Source organism: Pseudomonas sp. PDM18, assembly GCF_014852585.1.
Classification (GTDB): domain Bacteria; phylum Pseudomonadota; class Gammaproteobacteria; order Pseudomonadales; family Pseudomonadaceae; genus Pseudomonas.
Genome location: NZ_JACVBX010000005.1, coordinates 325,849 through 340,782, shown reverse-complemented (window position 1 = coordinate 340,782; position 14,934 = coordinate 325,849). Strand labels below are relative to the sequence as shown.

Below are 14,934 nucleotides of genomic sequence, written 5' to 3'. Positions count from 1 at the left end.
GGAGCGAGCTTGCTCGCGAACAGTGCTAACCGGCAGCTCCCGCGCTGGGCGGTTCGCGAGCAAGCTCGCTCCTACAACAGTTCGACGTAGGGCGCATAACGCGCCAGCGTTATCCGTCGAAGGATTCTCGGTGAATAACCTGTTCCAGGTCATTCGCCCTACTACCCCTCAGAGCAGCCGGGTGAACAGCCAGTACAGCCCCGCCGCGAGCCCGATGGCCGCCGGCAGGGTCAGCACCCAGGCCAGCAGCATGTTGCGGATGGTCGGCCACTGCAGTCCGCTGCCGTTGGCCGCCATGGTGCCGGCCACGCCGGAGGAGAGCACCTGGGTCGTCGACACCGGCAGGCCGAAGCCGTCCGCCGCGCCGATGGTGAGCATGGCCACCAGCTGCGCCGAGGCGCCCTGTGCATAAGTCAGCGGTGTCTTGCCGATACCCTCGCCGACCGTGGTGACGATGCGCCGCCAGCCCACCAGCGTGCCCAGGCCTAGTGCAAGGGCCACCGCGACCTTCACCCACACCGGGATGAAGCGGATCGCCTGCTCGCCGCCCTGGCGCAACGCCTGCAGGCTGCTCCAGGTTTCCAGTTCGAAGTGCTGGTCGCTGCGGTCCAGCAGGCGGATGGTTTCCAGGCTCAGGTAGAGGTCGTTGCGCAGGTCCAGCACTTCCTCGGCCGGCACCTTGTCCAGCTGTCCATAGCGCTCCAGGCGCGCACTGACATCGCCGATCACGCTGCCCAGCGAAGGCAGAAGATCCGGCCTTACTACTTCGTCGTCCTGATAGCTGAGCAGCGCCTGGCGTGGGTCCGCCGCGGGGCTGCCTCCGGAGCGGTGCAGCTGTTCCTGGCTGGCCTGCGTGAGGACGAGCAATTGGCGGGTCTGCTCGGGCGAATGGGCGCGATCCACGGCGAACGCAAGGGGAACGGTAGCGATCAGGATAAGCATGATCAGACCGATGCCCTTTTGCCCGTCGTTGGAACCGTGGGCGAAGGACACGCCGGTACAGGTCAGGATGAGGATTGCGCGAATCCACCGGGGCGGCGGCGTGCGGCCTTCCGGCGCGTGAAACAGCGCGCGGTTGCGGATGGTCGAACTGGCCACCCGCAGCAGCACGAAGGCGGCGAAGAAACCCACCACCGGCGAGAGGAATAGCGCATAGCCGACCGTCAGCAATTGCGACCAGGCGTTGCCGGATAGGCCGAGGTGCCCGGCCATGGCGCCATGGGCCAGGCCGATGCCGACGATGGAGCCGATCAGTGTGTGCGACGAGGACACCGGCAGCCCCAGCCACCAAGTGCCGAGGTTCCACAGGATTGAGGCGATCAGCAGGGCGAAGATCATCGCCAGCCCAGCACTGCTGTCTACCTTGAGCAGCAGGTCCAGCGGCAGCAGCGAGACGATGGCGAAGGCCACCGCACCGCTGGAAAAGAGCACGCCGAGGAAATTCCACACGCCCGACCAGGCCACGGCAAAGCGCGGCGGCAGGGCGTTGGTGTAGATCACCGTGGCCACCGCATTGGCGGTGTCGTGGAAGCCGTTGATGAATTCAAAGCCCAGGGCGATCAGCAGCGCGACCACCAGCATCGGCCAGCCCGGCTCCAAGTGAGTGCCGCTGGCGCGGATGTCATGCCCGAGCGCTGTAAAAGTGAACACCAGCGCGCCGGCCAGCAGCAGGAAGAAGGTCAGGCGACCCTTGAATCCGTGGGTCTCGCGCAGCACCGGGCTGATCGGGAACTGCGTCAGGCGCGAGGCGCGCATCACCTCGAGCATGCCAAAGCGGTCAAGCACAGGGGCGCTTCCTTCGGGTCGGTGGCGGCATCTGGCGGATTCCTTGCGGCGATGCTCTACAGACTAGCCGGCCGTGGCGATCATGGGCTGGTCGGGCGAGCGGGGCGGAGGGGCATGCTAAGTCAGCGGGCCGAGGCCTTCCTTGATATCGATTCCGGGATACGCACTTGATGCTCCAATGTCCTCGAAATCTCAGCGACGCTCCTGCGCTGCGCTGTACGCCTCGCCGCGCTCGTGCTTGCCGATGGCAACCACGGAAACCACCACGCGTTCCTCTTCGATGCGGTAGACCAGTCGGTAGCCTGCCGAGCGCAGCTTGATCTTGTAGTGGTCCGCCAGCCCGTGCAGGGCGTCAGCCTGGACGCGAGGATTTTCCAGGCGTTCGACGAGTTTGCGTTTGAACTGCCCACACACCGTATGCCCCAGCTTGTGCCATTCCTTCAAGGCGGCAGGGAGGAATTCGAGTTCATAGGTCATCGAGCGATACCGGGACGCCTTTGTCTCCCAGTTGCGAGCGGGCAATTTCCGCCAGCTCCAGGTCTTCCAGACGCTCCAGGATCGACTCGAAAAGCTCCGCCGGCACCATGTAGCCCATCACCTTGTTGTGATTGAGCACCGCCACCGGCTCACCGCCGGATTCGGCCAGCACCGCAGAGGGATTCTTCTTGAGTTCCGAAACGCTGACGGCGGTGTTGGCCAGCAAATTCTGCATGAAATGGCTCCAAATAATGTCCTGAATTTAGGTCATTATAGAGGGCGTCGGCAAGACCGGAACGGCGGAAAAAGAAATGCCCCGGCAAGCCGGGGCATTCTCTGAGCGTCACGCGGGTGCTATTCCTGCGGCTTTTTCAGCTTCGGATTGGGGAAGAACTGCACCCCCTGCACCTTCGGGTCCTTGGGCTTTTCCAGCGCGCTGGTGTTGACGCGGGTGGACAGCTCTTTCGGCACCGACTGGCCCTGGGCGTTGAGCGTGTCGGAGTAGCCGCAGGCCACGCATTCGCGGTGTGGTACGCCGTCGACGTCCCACATGACGATCTTGTCCTGTTCGCTGCAGGCCGGGCACACGGCCCCGGCGATGAAGCGTTTCTTCACCTCGCTCATCACGCGGCCTCCTCGGACAGGCCCGAGTGGCGCAGCAGGGCGTCGATGGACGGCTCGCGGCCACGGAAGGCCACGAACAGCGCCATCGGCTCCTGGGAGCCGCCCTTGGCCAGGATCGCCTCGCGGAAGGCCGCGCCAGTCGCCGGGTTGAGCACGCCTTCTTCCTCGAAGCGGGAGAATGCGTCGGCGGACAGCACTTCGGCCCACTTGTAGCTGTAGTAACCGGCCGCGTAACCGCCGGCGAAGATATGCGCGAAGCTGTTGGCGAAGCGGTTGTAGGCCGGCGGGCGCATCACCGCGACTTCATCGCGAATCGCCTCGATCACCTCGAGCACGCTGCGGCCATCGCCGTGAGTGGCGTGCAGCTCGAAGTCGAACAGCGAGAACTCCAGCTGGCGGACCATCATCAGGCCAGACTGGAAGTTCTTCGCGGCAAGCATCTTCTCCAGCAGGTCCTGGGGCAGCGGCGCGCCGGTTTCATAGTGACCCGAGATCAGCGCCAGGCCCTCGGGCTCCCAGCACCAGTTCTCCATGAACTGGCTCGGCAGCTCGACGGCGTCCCAGGCCACGCCGTTGATGCCCGAGGCACCGGCGTGCTCGACGCGGGTCAGCAGGTGGTGCAGGCCGTGGCCGAATTCGTGGAACAGGGTGGTGACTTCATCGTGGGTCAGCAGCGCCGGCTTGCCGCCGACCGCCGGGGTGAAGTTGCACACCAGATAGGCCACCGGCGATTGCAGCTCGCCACCGGCGGTGCGGCGACGGTCGCGGGCACCATCCATCCAGGCGCCGCCACGCTTGTTGGCGCGGGCGTAGAGGTCGAAGTAGAAGCGGCCGACGTGCTGGCCGTTTTCCTCAATCTCGAACAGCCGCACGTCCGGGTGCCAGCGCTCGAAGTCGTTCAGCTCGCGAATCTGGATGCCGTAGAGCTTCTGCACGATGGCGAACAGGCCGGAGAGCACCTTGTCCACCGGGAAGTAGGCGCGCAGGGCTTCCTGGGACACGCTGTAGCGCGCTTCACGCAGCTTCTCGCCGAAGTAGCTGGCGTCCCAGCTGGAGAGGTTCGGGCAGCCCTGTTCGGCAGCGTAGGCCTTGAGCTGTTCCAGGTCCTGGGCGGCGAAGGGCTTGCTGCGCACGGCGAGGTCGCGCAGGAAGTGCAGGACCTGCTCGGGGGTCTCGGCCATCTTGGTGGCCAGGGACAGCTCGGCGAAGTTCTTGAAGCCCAGCAGGCGCGATAGCTCCTGGCGCAGGTCGAGGATTTCCTGCATCACCGGGCCGTTGTCGTTCTGCCCGGCATTCGGGCCTTGATCGGAGGCGCGGGTGCAGTACGCGGCGTAGACCTCTTCGCGCAGAGCGCGGTCTTGCGCGTAGGTCATCACCGCGTAGTAGCTGGGGAACTCCAGGCTGATCAGCCAGCCGTCCAGCTCCTTGGCCTGGGCGGCCTGCTGCATCTGCGCCTTGGCTGAGTCGGTCAGGCCGGCCAGCGCGGCTTCGTCGGTGATGTGCTTGGTCCAGGCCTGGGTGGCGTCCAGCAGCTGGTTGGAGAAGCGGCTGCCCAACTCGGACAGGCGCGTCTGGATTTCGGCGTAGCGCTGCTGCTGGTCGGCCGGCAGGTCGATACCCGACAGGCGGAAGTCGCGCAGGGCGTGTTCGAGGATGGTCTTCTGGGCGACGTCGAAGGTCTTCGACTCGGTGCTGGTGGCCAGCGATTCGTAGGCCTTGAACAGCTCGCGGTTCTGGCCCAGTTCGGTCCAGTAGGCGGACAGCAGCGGCAGGCAGCCCTCGTAGGCCTCGCGCAGCTCGGCGCTGTTGCACACCGCGTTGAGGTGGCTGACCGGGCTCCAGGCCTTGCCCAGGCGGTCATGCAGTTCGTCCATGCTCAGCACCAGGCCGGCCCAGGTCGGGGTGCCGTTCTGCTGGGCGAGGATGCGCGCGATGGCGGCGCGGTTGTCGGCGAGGATCTGCTCGATGGCCGGCTTCACGTGCTCGGGGCGAATGGAGGAGAAGGGCGGCAGGTCGTAGCTCTGCAGAAGGGGATTCGCGCTCACGGTGGCACCTTGGCTGAAGAAACACCCGGCCATCTTAAATACAATCGGCGTCAACCGCAGCTTGAGGACGACTATCGTGACGATTCGAACCTATCAGGGCAAAACGCCATCCCTCGGCGAGCGCGTCTTCGTCGACGCCAGCGCCGTGGTCATCGGCGACGTGGAGATCGGCGCGGACAGCTCGGTCTGGCCGCTGGTCACCATTCGCGGCGACATGCACCGCATCCGCATCGGCGCGCGCACCAGCGTGCAGGACGGCAGCGTGCTGCACATTACCCACGCCGGCCCCTTCAATCCGGACGGCTTCCCGCTGACCATCGGCGACGAAGTGACCATCGGCCACAAGGTGCTGCTGCATGGCTGCACCATCGGCAGCCGCATCCTGGTGGGCATGGGCTCGATCGTCATGGACGGCGCGGTGATCGAGGACGAGGTGATCCTCGGCGCCGGCAGCCTGGTGCCGCCGGGCAAGACACTGGAGAGCGGCTTCCTCTATGTCGGCAGCCCGGTGAAGAAGGCCCGGCCGTTGACCGACAAGGAGCGGGCGTTCTTCAGCTATACCGCCGGGAACTACGTGAAGTTGAAGGACCAGCATATTGCCGAGGGCTATGCGGGCTGACCGCGCCCGCCCTGTCGTGGGCGGTTCGCCGATGCTCCAATGGCGGATAACGCCCGAGGCGTTATGCGCCCTACAACCAGGTCGTCCCGCCAGACGGCCGGCCATGCAGGGTCTGGCGCCCTATACTGACCGGAGGTGACCGGACGCCAGCGCGTGCCCGGCCGGGTTCAGCAGCAGGCGGCCAGCCATCGTGGCGCCGCCGAGCCGGCGAGCGGCCATGAACAGTCTGTGCTCTCCCAGCGCCACCGTTTCGTCCTGGTGGCGCGGCGGTGTCATTGCCCTGCTCCTGATGGCGCTGAGCGCTTGCGCCCATCATCCTGCCCAGCCTGCCGCGCCACTCACCGAAGCCACCTGGCACCAGGTCGACGCCGATATCGGCGCCGCTTCGCTGGCCGCCACGTCCCAGGCCCGCGCCTATGCCGAACAGGCCATGCAGCAGTGGATGGACCTGGTCTACCAGCGCACCGACGAGAAATTCCTCCCCTGGTTCTCCAGCTACTGGACCCAGGAATGGCTGAGCATGAAGGTCGCCTGGTACAAGATGGGCTCCCACGGCGACCTCGATCCCACCGTCGACAAACTGGCCGTCTACCTGCAGGAGCAGTACCGCAAGCAGGTGCTGATACCGGTCGCGAAACAGGTCGACCCTGACGCGGTGATGGAAAAGGCCACCCGGCATTACATCGAGCTGCTGAGCGTGGCGGTGAAGGAAATCCCCCAGCGTCGCGGCATCCCGCAGAAGGCTTTCGACGAGCACCTGATGGGCATCCCGGCGATCTCCCTCGGCACGCCCTCCAGCCGCGATGCTTCGCTGTACGACGTGGTGTACGCCAAGGACATCGGCAAGCTGCCGGCCTTCGCTGCGCTGATGCAGGACATCCGCACGGCGGCGGGCAAGGCGGGCGCCGGCACAAAGGTCAGCGGCGTCTCGCCAGTGGCCCAGCGCACCAGCGCCAAGCTGGTGAATGAGCTGCGCAATCGCAGCATCGCCGGGGTGGTGGCGAGCGCGGCGGGCAAGGTTGCCGGCTCGGTCATCTCGGTGGCCTTCACCCTGTTCAGCATGGCCGGCAACGACCACGAACGGCCCGAAGTGGAGACTCAGTTGCGCAAGGAAATCAACGCCGCCTTCGACGAACAGTGGCTGGCGCTGATGCGCGATCCGGACGGCGGGGTGATGTCCGGTGTCGATCATCTCGGTGCCCGCGTGCAGCAGAGCCTGACCGGTCGGCTGGCGCAGCCGCAGGATGTACCTGAAGACGACTCCACCGCCCGGACCTACGGTGCCGGCGAGGCCGAGCCGGTGGGCGTCAGCGGCGGTTTCCGCGTGCTCAAACAGGGGCAGGGCGCGGCGCCCTGAGGTGTCGTTCGGCGATCCGCGCTTCGCGCGGGCGGCCCTGCGCAGTATCCTTCCCGCCCGACTTTCGCGGCCGGACGCTGATCCCATGCATTACCAGAACATCCTTTTCGACCTCGACGGCACCCTCACCGACCCGCGCGAGGGCATCACCCGCTCGATCCAGTACGCCCTCGCCCAACTGGGCATCGACGAGCCCGACCTGCGCCAGCTCGAACACTTCATCGGCCCGCCGCTGCTGCAGTGCTTCATGAGCACCTACGACTTCGACGAGGCGCGCGCCTGGGAAGCGGTGAACCACTACCGCGTGCGCTTCAAGGACACCGGGCTGTACGAGAACAAGGTGTTCGACGGCGTCGCCGAGCTGCTGCACATGCTCGGCGGCCAGGGCCGCACGCTGTTCATCTGCACCAGCAAACCGACGGTGTTCGCCGCGGAAATTGCCCGCCACTTCGACTTCGCCAGGCACTTCAAGGTGATCTACGGCAGCGAGCTGGACGGCACCCGCACCAACAAGGTCGAGCTGATCGAGCACCTGCTGGGCATCGAGCAACTGGACCTGAAACAGACGCTGATGATCGGCGACCGCAAGCACGACCTCATCGGCGCGCACCGCAATGGCCTGTCCGCTGCGGGCGTCGGCTATGGCTTCGGCAGCCGCGAGGAGCTGATGGCGGAAAGCCCGGCGCATTACTTCGCGAGCCTGGATGAGCTGCGGGCGGCGTTTGCCTGAGGTTCCTCGACCGGGGGTGGTTCGCGAGCAAGCTCGCTCCTACAGGGTGCATGCGCTCTTCGTAGGCGAGCCTGATCTGAAAGCACATGCCCTCATCCCGGGATCGTAGGGCGGATAACGCGCCAGCGTTATCCGCCGCGAGGGATTCGGCGGATAACCCGTTCCGGGTTATGCGCCCTACGAGCGGATTCATCCGCGATCGATTTCCGGCCGCTCCGAGCGAGCCGGATGCATCGCGGACAACGTCCGCTCCTGCGCAGCGGGGTAAGCCGCGCTGTGAATCAGCCGCGCAACCACTCCGTCAGCCGCCCCATCATTTCATCGCACTTCGCCAACTGCTCCAGGCTGACGAACTCGTCCGGCTTGTGGCCCTGATCCATGCTGCCCGGCCCGCAGACCACGGTGGGGATGCCGGCCTGGTGGAACAGCCCGCCCTCGGTGCCATAGGCGACAGTGGTGAAATCGCGTGAGCCAGTCAGCTGCGCAATCAGCTCGGCAGCCTGGGCCTGCTGGTCGGTGACCAGCGCCGGGTAGGCGGAAATTTCGCTGAAGCGGATGTCCGTCTCGGCCTTCACCGCACGCATCTTCGGCAGCAGCTCGGCTTCGGCGAAGGCGCGCAGGTCGTCGGCGACCTGTTGCGGATCGTCGCTGGGCAGCGCGCGCACCTCGAAATCGAACTGGCATTCGGCAGGCACGATGTTCAGCGCGCGGCCGCCGCTGATCACGCCGGTCTGCACGGTGGAGTAAGGTGGATCGAAGCGCGGGTCATGGCGCTCGGGTGCAGCCAGGCGGGTACCGATCTCGCCGAGGCGGCCGATCAGTTTCGCCGCGTACTCGATGGCGTTCACACCCTGCGGTGCATAGGCCGAGTGGCACGGCGCGCCATGCACCTGGCAGCGCATGGCGAGCTTGCCCTTGTGGCCGAGCACCGGCTTGAGTTCGGTGGGTTCGCCGATGATGCACAGCATCGGCTTGTGTTCGCGATGCTCCAGCGCGGCGAGCAGCGAGCGCACGCCGAGGCAGCCGACTTCCTCGTCGTAGGAGAAGGCCAGGTGCACCGGCAGGCGCAGCGGTTGGGCGAGGAACGCGGGCACCGCCGCCAGCACGCAGGCGATGTAGCCCTTCATGTCCGCGGTACCGCGCCCGTAGAGGCGGCCATCGCGTTCGGTCAGCTCGAACGGCGGGACCGTCCACGGCTGGCCATCGGTGGGCACCACATCGGTGTGGCCGGACAGGCACACGCCGCCGCGATCCTGCGGACCCAGCGTGGCGTAGAGGTTGGCCTTGCCGCCTTCGGCATCGTGGAACAGCTCGCAGGCGATGCCGAAGCCTGCGAGGTAGTCGCGGATGTAGTGGATCAGCGCCAGGTTGGAGTTGCGGCTGACGGTGTCGAAGGCGATCAGGTCGGCGAGGATTTCACGGCTGGAAGGCATGGTCGGGTCCTGCATGAAAGCTTTTGTAGGAGCGGGCCATGCCCGCGATCGGCGAAAGAGCGCTTCGCGGGCATGGCCCGCTCCTACAGGAGAGTCACTTACTCGTCGCCCGGCACACCGTAGCTGGGTGCCTTGGTCGGGTCGAGGGCGCGCACGAGGTAGTCTTCCAGCTGCGGCTTGTAGGCCACCCAGAGTTGCTCCAGCTCATCGATGGGCGCTTCGTCCGCCCAATCCACACGCAGGTCGACGATCGGCCAGACGAGGTCGCCGACCACCTTCAGCGCGGCCGAATGCACCGGACCGGCTTCGCCACCGGCGGCCATCGCTGCCTGCATCGCGGCCAGCAGGCGCTCGGCCAGGCAGCCGTTGGCGCCTTCGAAGGCCTGGGTCATGGCTTCGATCACGGCCGGGGACGACAGCAGGTTGCCCGCTGCCACGCAGTTTTCCCCGGCCACGGCGTTGTACACGCCCAGCGCTTCGCTGCCGGTGAACAGCGCGACCTTGCCGTGCTGGTCGATCACCGTCACCTGGCGGTACTGGCTGTAGCCGTTGCTGGAGAGCGCCTTGTCCAGCGCCGCACCCGGCTCAAGGCCGGCTTCGAGCTGGTCGAGGATCTGCGGGCCGAGGGCGGGCAGGGTGATGTTCTGTGTCGAGACGGCGCCGACGCCAGCGCGTACCCAGGGGCAGCGGGCGCCCACGGCGATGCTCGAGGAGCTGATGGCGATACCCAGTTGTCCGGTTTCGGCGCAGCGGCCGACGATGGAAAAGGTCATGGTGGCTCCTTTGCTTGTTCTAGTCGCGCAAACCTGCACAAACGACGAAGCGGCGAGGCAGGAAGTCCCGCGTCGCCGCACCGTCTTTCAGTTCATCGATCAGTCCGGAATGACCGCGATGACGTCGATTTCCATCAGCCACTGCGGCTGGCCGAGGGCCGAGACCACCAGGCCGGTGGAGATCGGGAACACGCCCTTCAGCCACTTGCCGACTTCCTGGTACACCGGCTCGCGGTAGCGCGGGTCGATCAGGTAGGTGGTGGTCTTGACGATGTGCGACAGGTCGCTGCCGGCTTCTTCCAGCAGTTGCTTGACGTTCTTCATCGCCTGCTCGGCCTGAGCACGCGGGTCACCCAGCCCTACCAGGTTGCCCTCGAAGTCGGTACCGACCTGGCCGCGCACGTACACGGTGTTGCCGGCACGCACGGCCTGGCAGAGGTCGTTGTCCAGGGTCTGGTTCGGGTAGGTGTCCTTGGTGTTGAACATGCGAATGCGAGTATGGGTAGGCATCTCTTACTCCCAGGATGCGGCTTTGGGTACGGAGCCTTCGCGCTGCGAGGCGTCCTGATATTCGACGTAACGGCGCTGGGTGGCGATGTGGCCGGCCACGTGCTTGGCGTCATGCCAGACGCCCCAGATGAAGGTGGAGCCGCGGCGGGACAGCCACGGCAGGCCGACGAAGTACACGCCCGGCTCGCGGGACACGCCGCGCTGGTGCTTGGGCTTGCCCTTGTCGTCGAAGGCATCGACCTGCAGCCAGTTGAAGTCCACGGCGTAGCCGGTGGCCCAGATGATCGCGGTGATGCCGGCGTCGGCGAGGTCCAGCTCCTGGATCGGATTGCGGATGCACTCGGCATCGGCGAAGACCTTGCGGGCCTCCGGCTCCAGCGGCAGGTCCAGGCCGTTGCGCTCGATATAGGCGTCGGCGGCGTCGAGCAGGCCGAGGTAGTTGTCGTCGCCGGCTTTCAGGTTGGCCACCAGGTCGTCCTGGAAGCTCACCTTGCCGTCGGCAAAGGACTTGGTGAGGCCGGTAAGGGTGATGCCCTCGTTGGCCAGGCGACGGAAGTCGATGGTCTCGCCACCACGGGCACCGCTCACGGCGATGGTCACGTGCTCGCGACCCGGTTGCACTTCCTCGGCGTCCCACAGGCCGAGCACGCCCAGCCACCAGACGAAGTCGCGGTTGCGGTAAGCGCGCGGCGGACGGTCATGGGCGCCCACGGACAGGTAGGTCTTCTTGCCCGCGCGGTTCAGCTCGTCGGCGATCTGCACGCCGGAAGAGCCGGCGCCGATCACCAGCACGGCGCCTTCGGGCAGTTGCTGCGGGTTGTAGTACTTGGCCGAGTGGATCTGGTACAGGCCTTCGTCCTTCGGCGCAATGGCCGGGATCACCGGGCGCTGGAACGGGCCGGTGGCGGAGACGACGCGCAGGGCCTGGATAGTGCCCTCGGAGGTTTCCACGGTGAAGCCGGGGCGGCCTTCGTTGCGGGTGACCTTCTTCACTTCCACGCCGGTGCGGATCGGCGCGTTGAACTGCTTGGCGTAGGCGACGAAGTAATCCGCCACCTGCTCCTTGTGCGGGAAATCGTCCGGGCCGACCGGGAATTCCATGTTCGGGAAGCGGTCGTGCCAGGCCGGGCCGTTGGCGACCAGCGAGTCCCAGCGACCGGTGCGCCAGGCTTCGGCGATGCGGCTCTTTTCCAGCACGATGTGCGGCACGCCCTGCTGGGTCAGGTGCTCGCTCATGGCCACGCCGGCTTGTCCGGCGCCAACGACCAGCGTGTCGATTTCCAGGTTATCAAGCGACTTCTTGCCGAAGGCGCCTGGATTCAGGTCGGTCATGGCTTGCTTCCTCAGACTCTGATCACGTTTGTTCTTGTTGCGGCTAGCGATGAGGTGTTGGCCGCATTCTGTTCAGAGGCTGGGATTAGCGAAATTATGTTTTTTGTAGTCGCAGGCTAGGGAAAAGCTGCACCCACGCAAACCCCGCGGCCCGCGGGCTGCAGGGCAGGGGCTATAGGATTTTTGGTGGCTGGGGCGACAAATTGGATAGGCAGGATGTGGTTTCTGCGCGTCGGATCAAATCGTAGGGCGTACAACCGTTCGCGGTTGTACGCCGTTGCGCCGTGACTTGCTGCTGATGCCCAGGCAGAGCGCGGAGTGCCTTGTAGCACCGGTGTAACGGCGGATAACGTCGAACGTTATCCCCCCTACGCCGGCCTTCTCGATTGGCTCAACGGCTCTGGGCCACCGCCTCGAGGAACCGCTCCAGCACCAGGTTCGGCCGGCGGCCCTTGCGGGTCACCACGGTCAGCGGGATGTCGTAGTGGAAGCGCTCCGGCCGCAGCGCGCGCAGGCGACCCTGGGCGACCCAGTCGGCGGCGTAGTGGTCGGGCAGGTAGCCGATATAACTGCCCGTGAGAATCAGGAAAGCCATGCCCTCGCGGTCGGAGGCGGCGGCGTTGCCGGAGAGCTCCTGATGCCGCTCCTGCGCCTCGGCCGGGATGCGGTAGCTCGGCGCCACCGCGTCGCAGGCATGGATCTCCTGCACGGTGATGCCCGCATCTTCACGCCCGAACAGCGGGTGTTCCTGGCTGCAGAACAGCAGCGAACGCTCCTCATAGAGAGCGGAATACTCCAGCCCCGACAGCGGACTGATGAGCGGTACCACGCCCACATGCAACCGTCCGTCGAGAACTCCCAGCTCGATCTCGTTGGGCGTGGTCATGCCGATGTTGATCCGCACGCCCGGCCCGCTGGCCTTGAGCGCACGCAGGGCGTGGGTGATGCGCATCTGCGGCAGGGTCACCAGGTTGTTGATGATGCCGATGTTCAGCTCGCCGCGCAGGTGCTGGTGCAGCTCGTTCACTTCGGCGCGGAAGCCCTCCAGCGCCGCCAGCAGCGACTGGGTCGCGCGGTACACCTCGCGGCCCTCGTCGGTCAGCGCGAAGCCTGCACGGCCGCGCTGGCACAGGCGCATGCCCAGGCGCTTTTCCAGGTCGCCCATGTGCAGGCTGATCGCCGAGCGGCTGATGCCCAGCGTGCTCTCGGCGGCCGAGAAGCTGCCGCACTCGACTATGGTTTTGAAGATGCGCAGCAGGCGGATCTCGAAGTCGCTGACCTGGCCCAGGGAAGGCGCTCGTTGTTTCGCCATTTTAGTTTTACCAATCCGAAACTGAACGTAAGAAGAATAAGCTTTAACTCACGTTAAGTCAGGCCCACTCTTAATCCACAAGAGCAGCTCCCATCGCACCAAAAACGATGCGGCCTGCAAGCCCAACAAGACTGTCTTCGAGGACAAGCTGCATGAACCAGCAAGTGAACGTCACCCCGTCGGTGGCCAGCGAACTGAACCTGAAGGCCCACTGGATGCCCTTCAGCGCCAACCGCAACTTCCATAAAGACCCGCGCATCATCGTCGCCGCCGAAGGCAGCTGGCTGGTGGACGACCAGGGCCGCAAGATCTACGACAGCCTGTCGGGCTTGTGGACCTGTGGCGCCGGTCACTCGCGCAAGGAAATCGCCGACGCGGTCGCCAAACAGCTGACCACCCTCGACTACTCCCCGGCCTTCCAGTACGGCCACCCGCTGTCCTTCAAGCTGGCCGAGAAGATCACCCAGCTGACCCCGGCCGGTCTCGACCACGTGTTCTTCACCGGTTCCGGCTCCGAGTGCGCCGACACCTCGATCAAGATGGCCCGCGCCTACTGGCGCCTGAAAGGCCAGGCACAGAAGACCAAGCTGATCGGCCGCGCCCGTGGCTACCACGGCGTGAACGTCGCCGGCACAGCTCTGGGCGGCATCGGTGGCAACCGCAAGATGTTCGGCCAACTGATGGATGTCGACCACCTGCCGCATACCCTGCAACCGGGCATGGCCTTCACCAAGGGCATGGCCGAAACCGGCGGCGTCGAGCTGGCCAACGAACTGCTGAAGCTGATCGAGCTGCATGACGCGTCGAACATCGCTGCGGTCATCGTCGAGCCGATGTCCGGTTCCGCCGGCGTGCTGGTGCCGCCGAAGGGCTACCTGCAGCGCCTGCGCGAAATCTGCGACCAGCACAACATCCTGCTGATCTTCGACGAAGTGATCACCGCCTTCGGTCGTATGGGCAAGGCCACCGGCGCCGAGTTCTTCGGCGTGAAGCCGGACATCATGAACGTCGCCAAGCAGGTCACCAACGGTGCCATTCCCATGGGCGCGGTGATCGCCAGCAGCGAAATCTACGACACCTTCATGGGCCAGAACCTGCCGGAATACGCTGTCGAGTTCGGTCATGGCTACACCTACTCCGCGCATCCGGTCGCTTGCGCCGCCGGTATCGCCGCGCTGGACCTGCTGGAAAAAGAGAACCTGATTCAGCAATCGCTGGAGCTGGCTCCGTACTTCGAGAAGGCTCTGCACGGCCTGAAGGGCGCGAAGAACGTCATCGACATCCGCAACTGCGGCCTGGCCGGCGCGATTCAGATTGGCGCCCGTGACGGCGATGCCATCGTGCGTCCGTTCGAAGCCAGCATGAAGCTGTGGAAAGAAGGCTTCTACGTGCGCTTCGGCGGCGACACCCTGCAGTTCGGCCCGACCTTCAACGCCAAGCCCGAGGACCTGGACCGCCTGTTCAGCGCCGTGGGCGATGCCCTCAACGGGGTCGCGTAAGTGGGTGAGCGTCCGAAGGCCGTCCCGACGGTACAGATCGATAACGACAAGGTCCTGGTCACCGAGTGGCGCTTCGCCCCCGGCGCCGAGACTGGCTGGCACCGCCACGGCATGGAATACGTCGTGGTCCCGGTGACCAACGGCGAACTGCTGCTGGAAACCCCCGAGGGCGAGCGGCGCGCGCCGCTGGTCCTGGGTGCGAGCTACACCCGTCAGATCGGTACCGAGCACAACGTGATCAATCCCTGCGATCACGAAGTGGCGTTCATCGAGATCGAGCTCAAGAGCGACGACCACCCGCACAGCCCCTGAGTGCGCGGGCACGCGAGAAGGCGTAGCCGGGAAACTCCTTTTAAAGTGCAGTTCCCGGCGAGCCACGCGGCTTTGTCCACACTCCGAACAAGCCCCCTCTCCCCTTAGGGAGAGGGTTGGGGAGAG

Annotated in this window: 15 protein-coding genes; 5 read left to right on the top strand and 10 right to left on the bottom strand. The window is 65.6% G+C overall.

Translation table 11 applies throughout. From position 1 onward, the window contains the following. Positions 1–168: 168 nt before the first annotated feature. The 5 genes from IB274_RS13570 to prlC form a co-directional block, all read right to left on the bottom strand. Positions 169–1,755 carry an inorganic phosphate transporter gene (locus tag IB274_RS13570; RefSeq protein WP_412548426.1) on the bottom strand — a complete coding sequence of 529 codons (1,587 nt, stop codon included), beginning with the start codon at positions 1,753–1,755 and terminating at the stop codon, positions 169–171. A 222-nt stretch (positions 1,756–1,977) separates the two neighbouring features. Next, the gene (locus IB274_RS13565; protein ID WP_192432454.1) at positions 1,978–2,262 is read right to left on the bottom strand and encodes a type II toxin-antitoxin system RelE family toxin; all 285 of its coding nucleotides are present in this window, start codon (positions 2,260–2,262) and stop codon (positions 1,978–1,980) included. Further along, positions 2,252–2,497: a type II toxin-antitoxin system Phd/YefM family antitoxin gene (locus IB274_RS13560; RefSeq protein WP_192432453.1), complete on the bottom strand. Its 246-nt coding sequence runs from the start codon at positions 2,495–2,497 to the stop codon at positions 2,252–2,254. Before IB274_RS13560 ends, IB274_RS13565 begins: the two co-directional genes overlap by 11 nt. Positions 2,498–2,616: 119 nt before the next feature. Further along, positions 2,617–2,886, bottom strand: coding sequence for a YheV family putative zinc ribbon protein (locus IB274_RS13555; protein WP_088420490.1), 270 nt, complete (start codon positions 2,884–2,886; stop codon positions 2,617–2,619). Further along, a complete protein-coding gene (gene prlC / locus IB274_RS13550) occupies positions 2,886–4,931 on the bottom strand; it encodes an oligopeptidase A (protein ID WP_192432452.1) in 2,046 nt (681 codons plus the stop codon). Before prlC ends, IB274_RS13555 begins: the two co-directional genes overlap by 1 nt. A gap of 76 nt (positions 4,932–5,007) precedes the next feature. On the opposite strand from prlC, the gene IB274_RS13545 reads away from it, so the two are divergent. The 3 genes from IB274_RS13545 (at position 5,008) to IB274_RS13535 (ending at position 7,637) form a co-directional block, all read left to right on the top strand. Then, positions 5,008–5,550 (top strand): gamma carbonic anhydrase family protein, encoded by a 543-nt coding sequence (locus IB274_RS13545; RefSeq protein WP_151188917.1) that lies wholly within the window; start codon positions 5,008–5,010, stop codon positions 5,548–5,550. 217 nt (positions 5,551–5,767) lie between these two features. Next, a complete protein-coding gene (locus IB274_RS13540) occupies positions 5,768–6,907 on the top strand; it encodes a hypothetical protein (protein ID WP_192432451.1) in 1,140 nt (379 codons plus the stop codon). 85 nt (positions 6,908–6,992) lie between these two features. After that, positions 6,993–7,637, top strand: coding sequence for an HAD family hydrolase (locus IB274_RS13535; protein WP_192432450.1), 645 nt, complete (start codon positions 6,993–6,995; stop codon positions 7,635–7,637). Between the two features lie 281 nt (positions 7,638–7,918). Here IB274_RS13535 and argE read toward each other — a convergent pair whose 3' ends face one another. The 5 genes from argE to IB274_RS13510 form a co-directional block, all read right to left on the bottom strand. Next, a complete protein-coding gene (argE, locus tag IB274_RS13530) occupies positions 7,919–9,070 on the bottom strand; it encodes an acetylornithine deacetylase (RefSeq protein WP_192432449.1) in 1,152 nt (383 codons plus the stop codon). 98 nt (positions 9,071–9,168) lie between these two features. Continuing rightward, the gene (locus tag IB274_RS13525; protein WP_192432448.1) at positions 9,169–9,843 is read right to left on the bottom strand and encodes a DUF1028 domain-containing protein; all 675 of its coding nucleotides are present in this window, start codon (positions 9,841–9,843) and stop codon (positions 9,169–9,171) included. Positions 9,844–9,942: 99 nt separating this feature from the next. Next, positions 9,943–10,353: a RidA family protein gene (locus IB274_RS13520; RefSeq protein WP_015474916.1), complete on the bottom strand. Its 411-nt coding sequence runs from the start codon at positions 10,351–10,353 to the stop codon at positions 9,943–9,945. Between the two features lie 3 nt (positions 10,354–10,356). Next, positions 10,357–11,685, bottom strand: coding sequence for a flavin-containing monooxygenase (locus IB274_RS13515; protein ID WP_192432447.1), 1,329 nt, complete (start codon positions 11,683–11,685; stop codon positions 10,357–10,359). Positions 11,686–12,076: 391 nt separating this feature from the next. Continuing rightward, positions 12,077–12,997 carry a LysR family transcriptional regulator gene (locus tag IB274_RS13510; RefSeq protein ID WP_192432446.1) on the bottom strand — a complete coding sequence of 307 codons (921 nt, stop codon included), beginning with the start codon at positions 12,995–12,997 and terminating at the stop codon, positions 12,077–12,079. Between the two features lie 152 nt (positions 12,998–13,149). On the opposite strand from IB274_RS13510, the gene IB274_RS13505 reads away from it, so the two are divergent. Both IB274_RS13505 and IB274_RS13500 read left to right on the top strand, forming a co-directional pair. Next, the gene (locus IB274_RS13505) at positions 13,150–14,496 is read left to right on the top strand and encodes an aspartate aminotransferase family protein (RefSeq protein WP_081518871.1); all 1,347 of its coding nucleotides are present in this window, start codon (positions 13,150–13,152) and stop codon (positions 14,494–14,496) included. Next, complete coding sequence (locus IB274_RS13500; protein ID WP_192432445.1) at positions 14,497–14,808, top strand: cupin domain-containing protein; 312 nt, start codon at positions 14,497–14,499, stop codon at positions 14,806–14,808. Positions 14,809–14,934: the final 126 nt, after the last annotated feature.

Coding starts and splice junctions, on each gene's coding strand:
- IB274_RS13555 (WP_088420490.1), bottom strand. CDS start 2,886: ATGAGCGAGGTGAAGAAACGCTTCATCGCCGGGGCCGTGTGCCCGGCC.
- IB274_RS13535 (WP_192432450.1), top strand. CDS start 6,993: ATGCATTACCAGAACATCCTTTTCGACCTCGACGGCACCCTCACCGAC.
- IB274_RS13540 (WP_192432451.1), top strand. CDS start 5,768: ATGAACAGTCTGTGCTCTCCCAGCGCCACCGTTTCGTCCTGGTGGCGC.
- IB274_RS13570 (WP_412548426.1), bottom strand. CDS start 1,755: ATGCGCGCCTCGCGCCTGACGCAGTTCCCGATCAGCCCGGTGCTGCGC.
- IB274_RS13505 (WP_081518871.1), top strand. CDS start 13,150: ATGAACCAGCAAGTGAACGTCACCCCGTCGGTGGCCAGCGAACTGAAC.
- IB274_RS13510 (WP_192432446.1), bottom strand. CDS start 12,997: ATGGCGAAACAACGAGCGCCTTCCCTGGGCCAGGTCAGCGACTTCGAG.
- argE (WP_192432449.1), bottom strand. CDS start 9,070: ATGCCTTCCAGCCGTGAAATCCTCGCCGACCTGATCGCCTTCGACACC.
- IB274_RS13520 (WP_015474916.1), bottom strand. CDS start 10,353: ATGCCTACCCATACTCGCATTCGCATGTTCAACACCAAGGACACCTAC.
- IB274_RS13565 (WP_192432454.1), bottom strand. CDS start 2,262: ATGACCTATGAACTCGAATTCCTCCCTGCCGCCTTGAAGGAATGGCAC.
- IB274_RS13515 (WP_192432447.1), bottom strand. CDS start 11,685: ATGACCGACCTGAATCCAGGCGCCTTCGGCAAGAAGTCGCTTGATAAC.
- IB274_RS13560 (WP_192432453.1), bottom strand. CDS start 2,497: ATGCAGAATTTGCTGGCCAACACCGCCGTCAGCGTTTCGGAACTCAAG.
- IB274_RS13525 (WP_192432448.1), bottom strand. CDS start 9,843: ATGACCTTTTCCATCGTCGGCCGCTGCGCCGAAACCGGACAACTGGGT.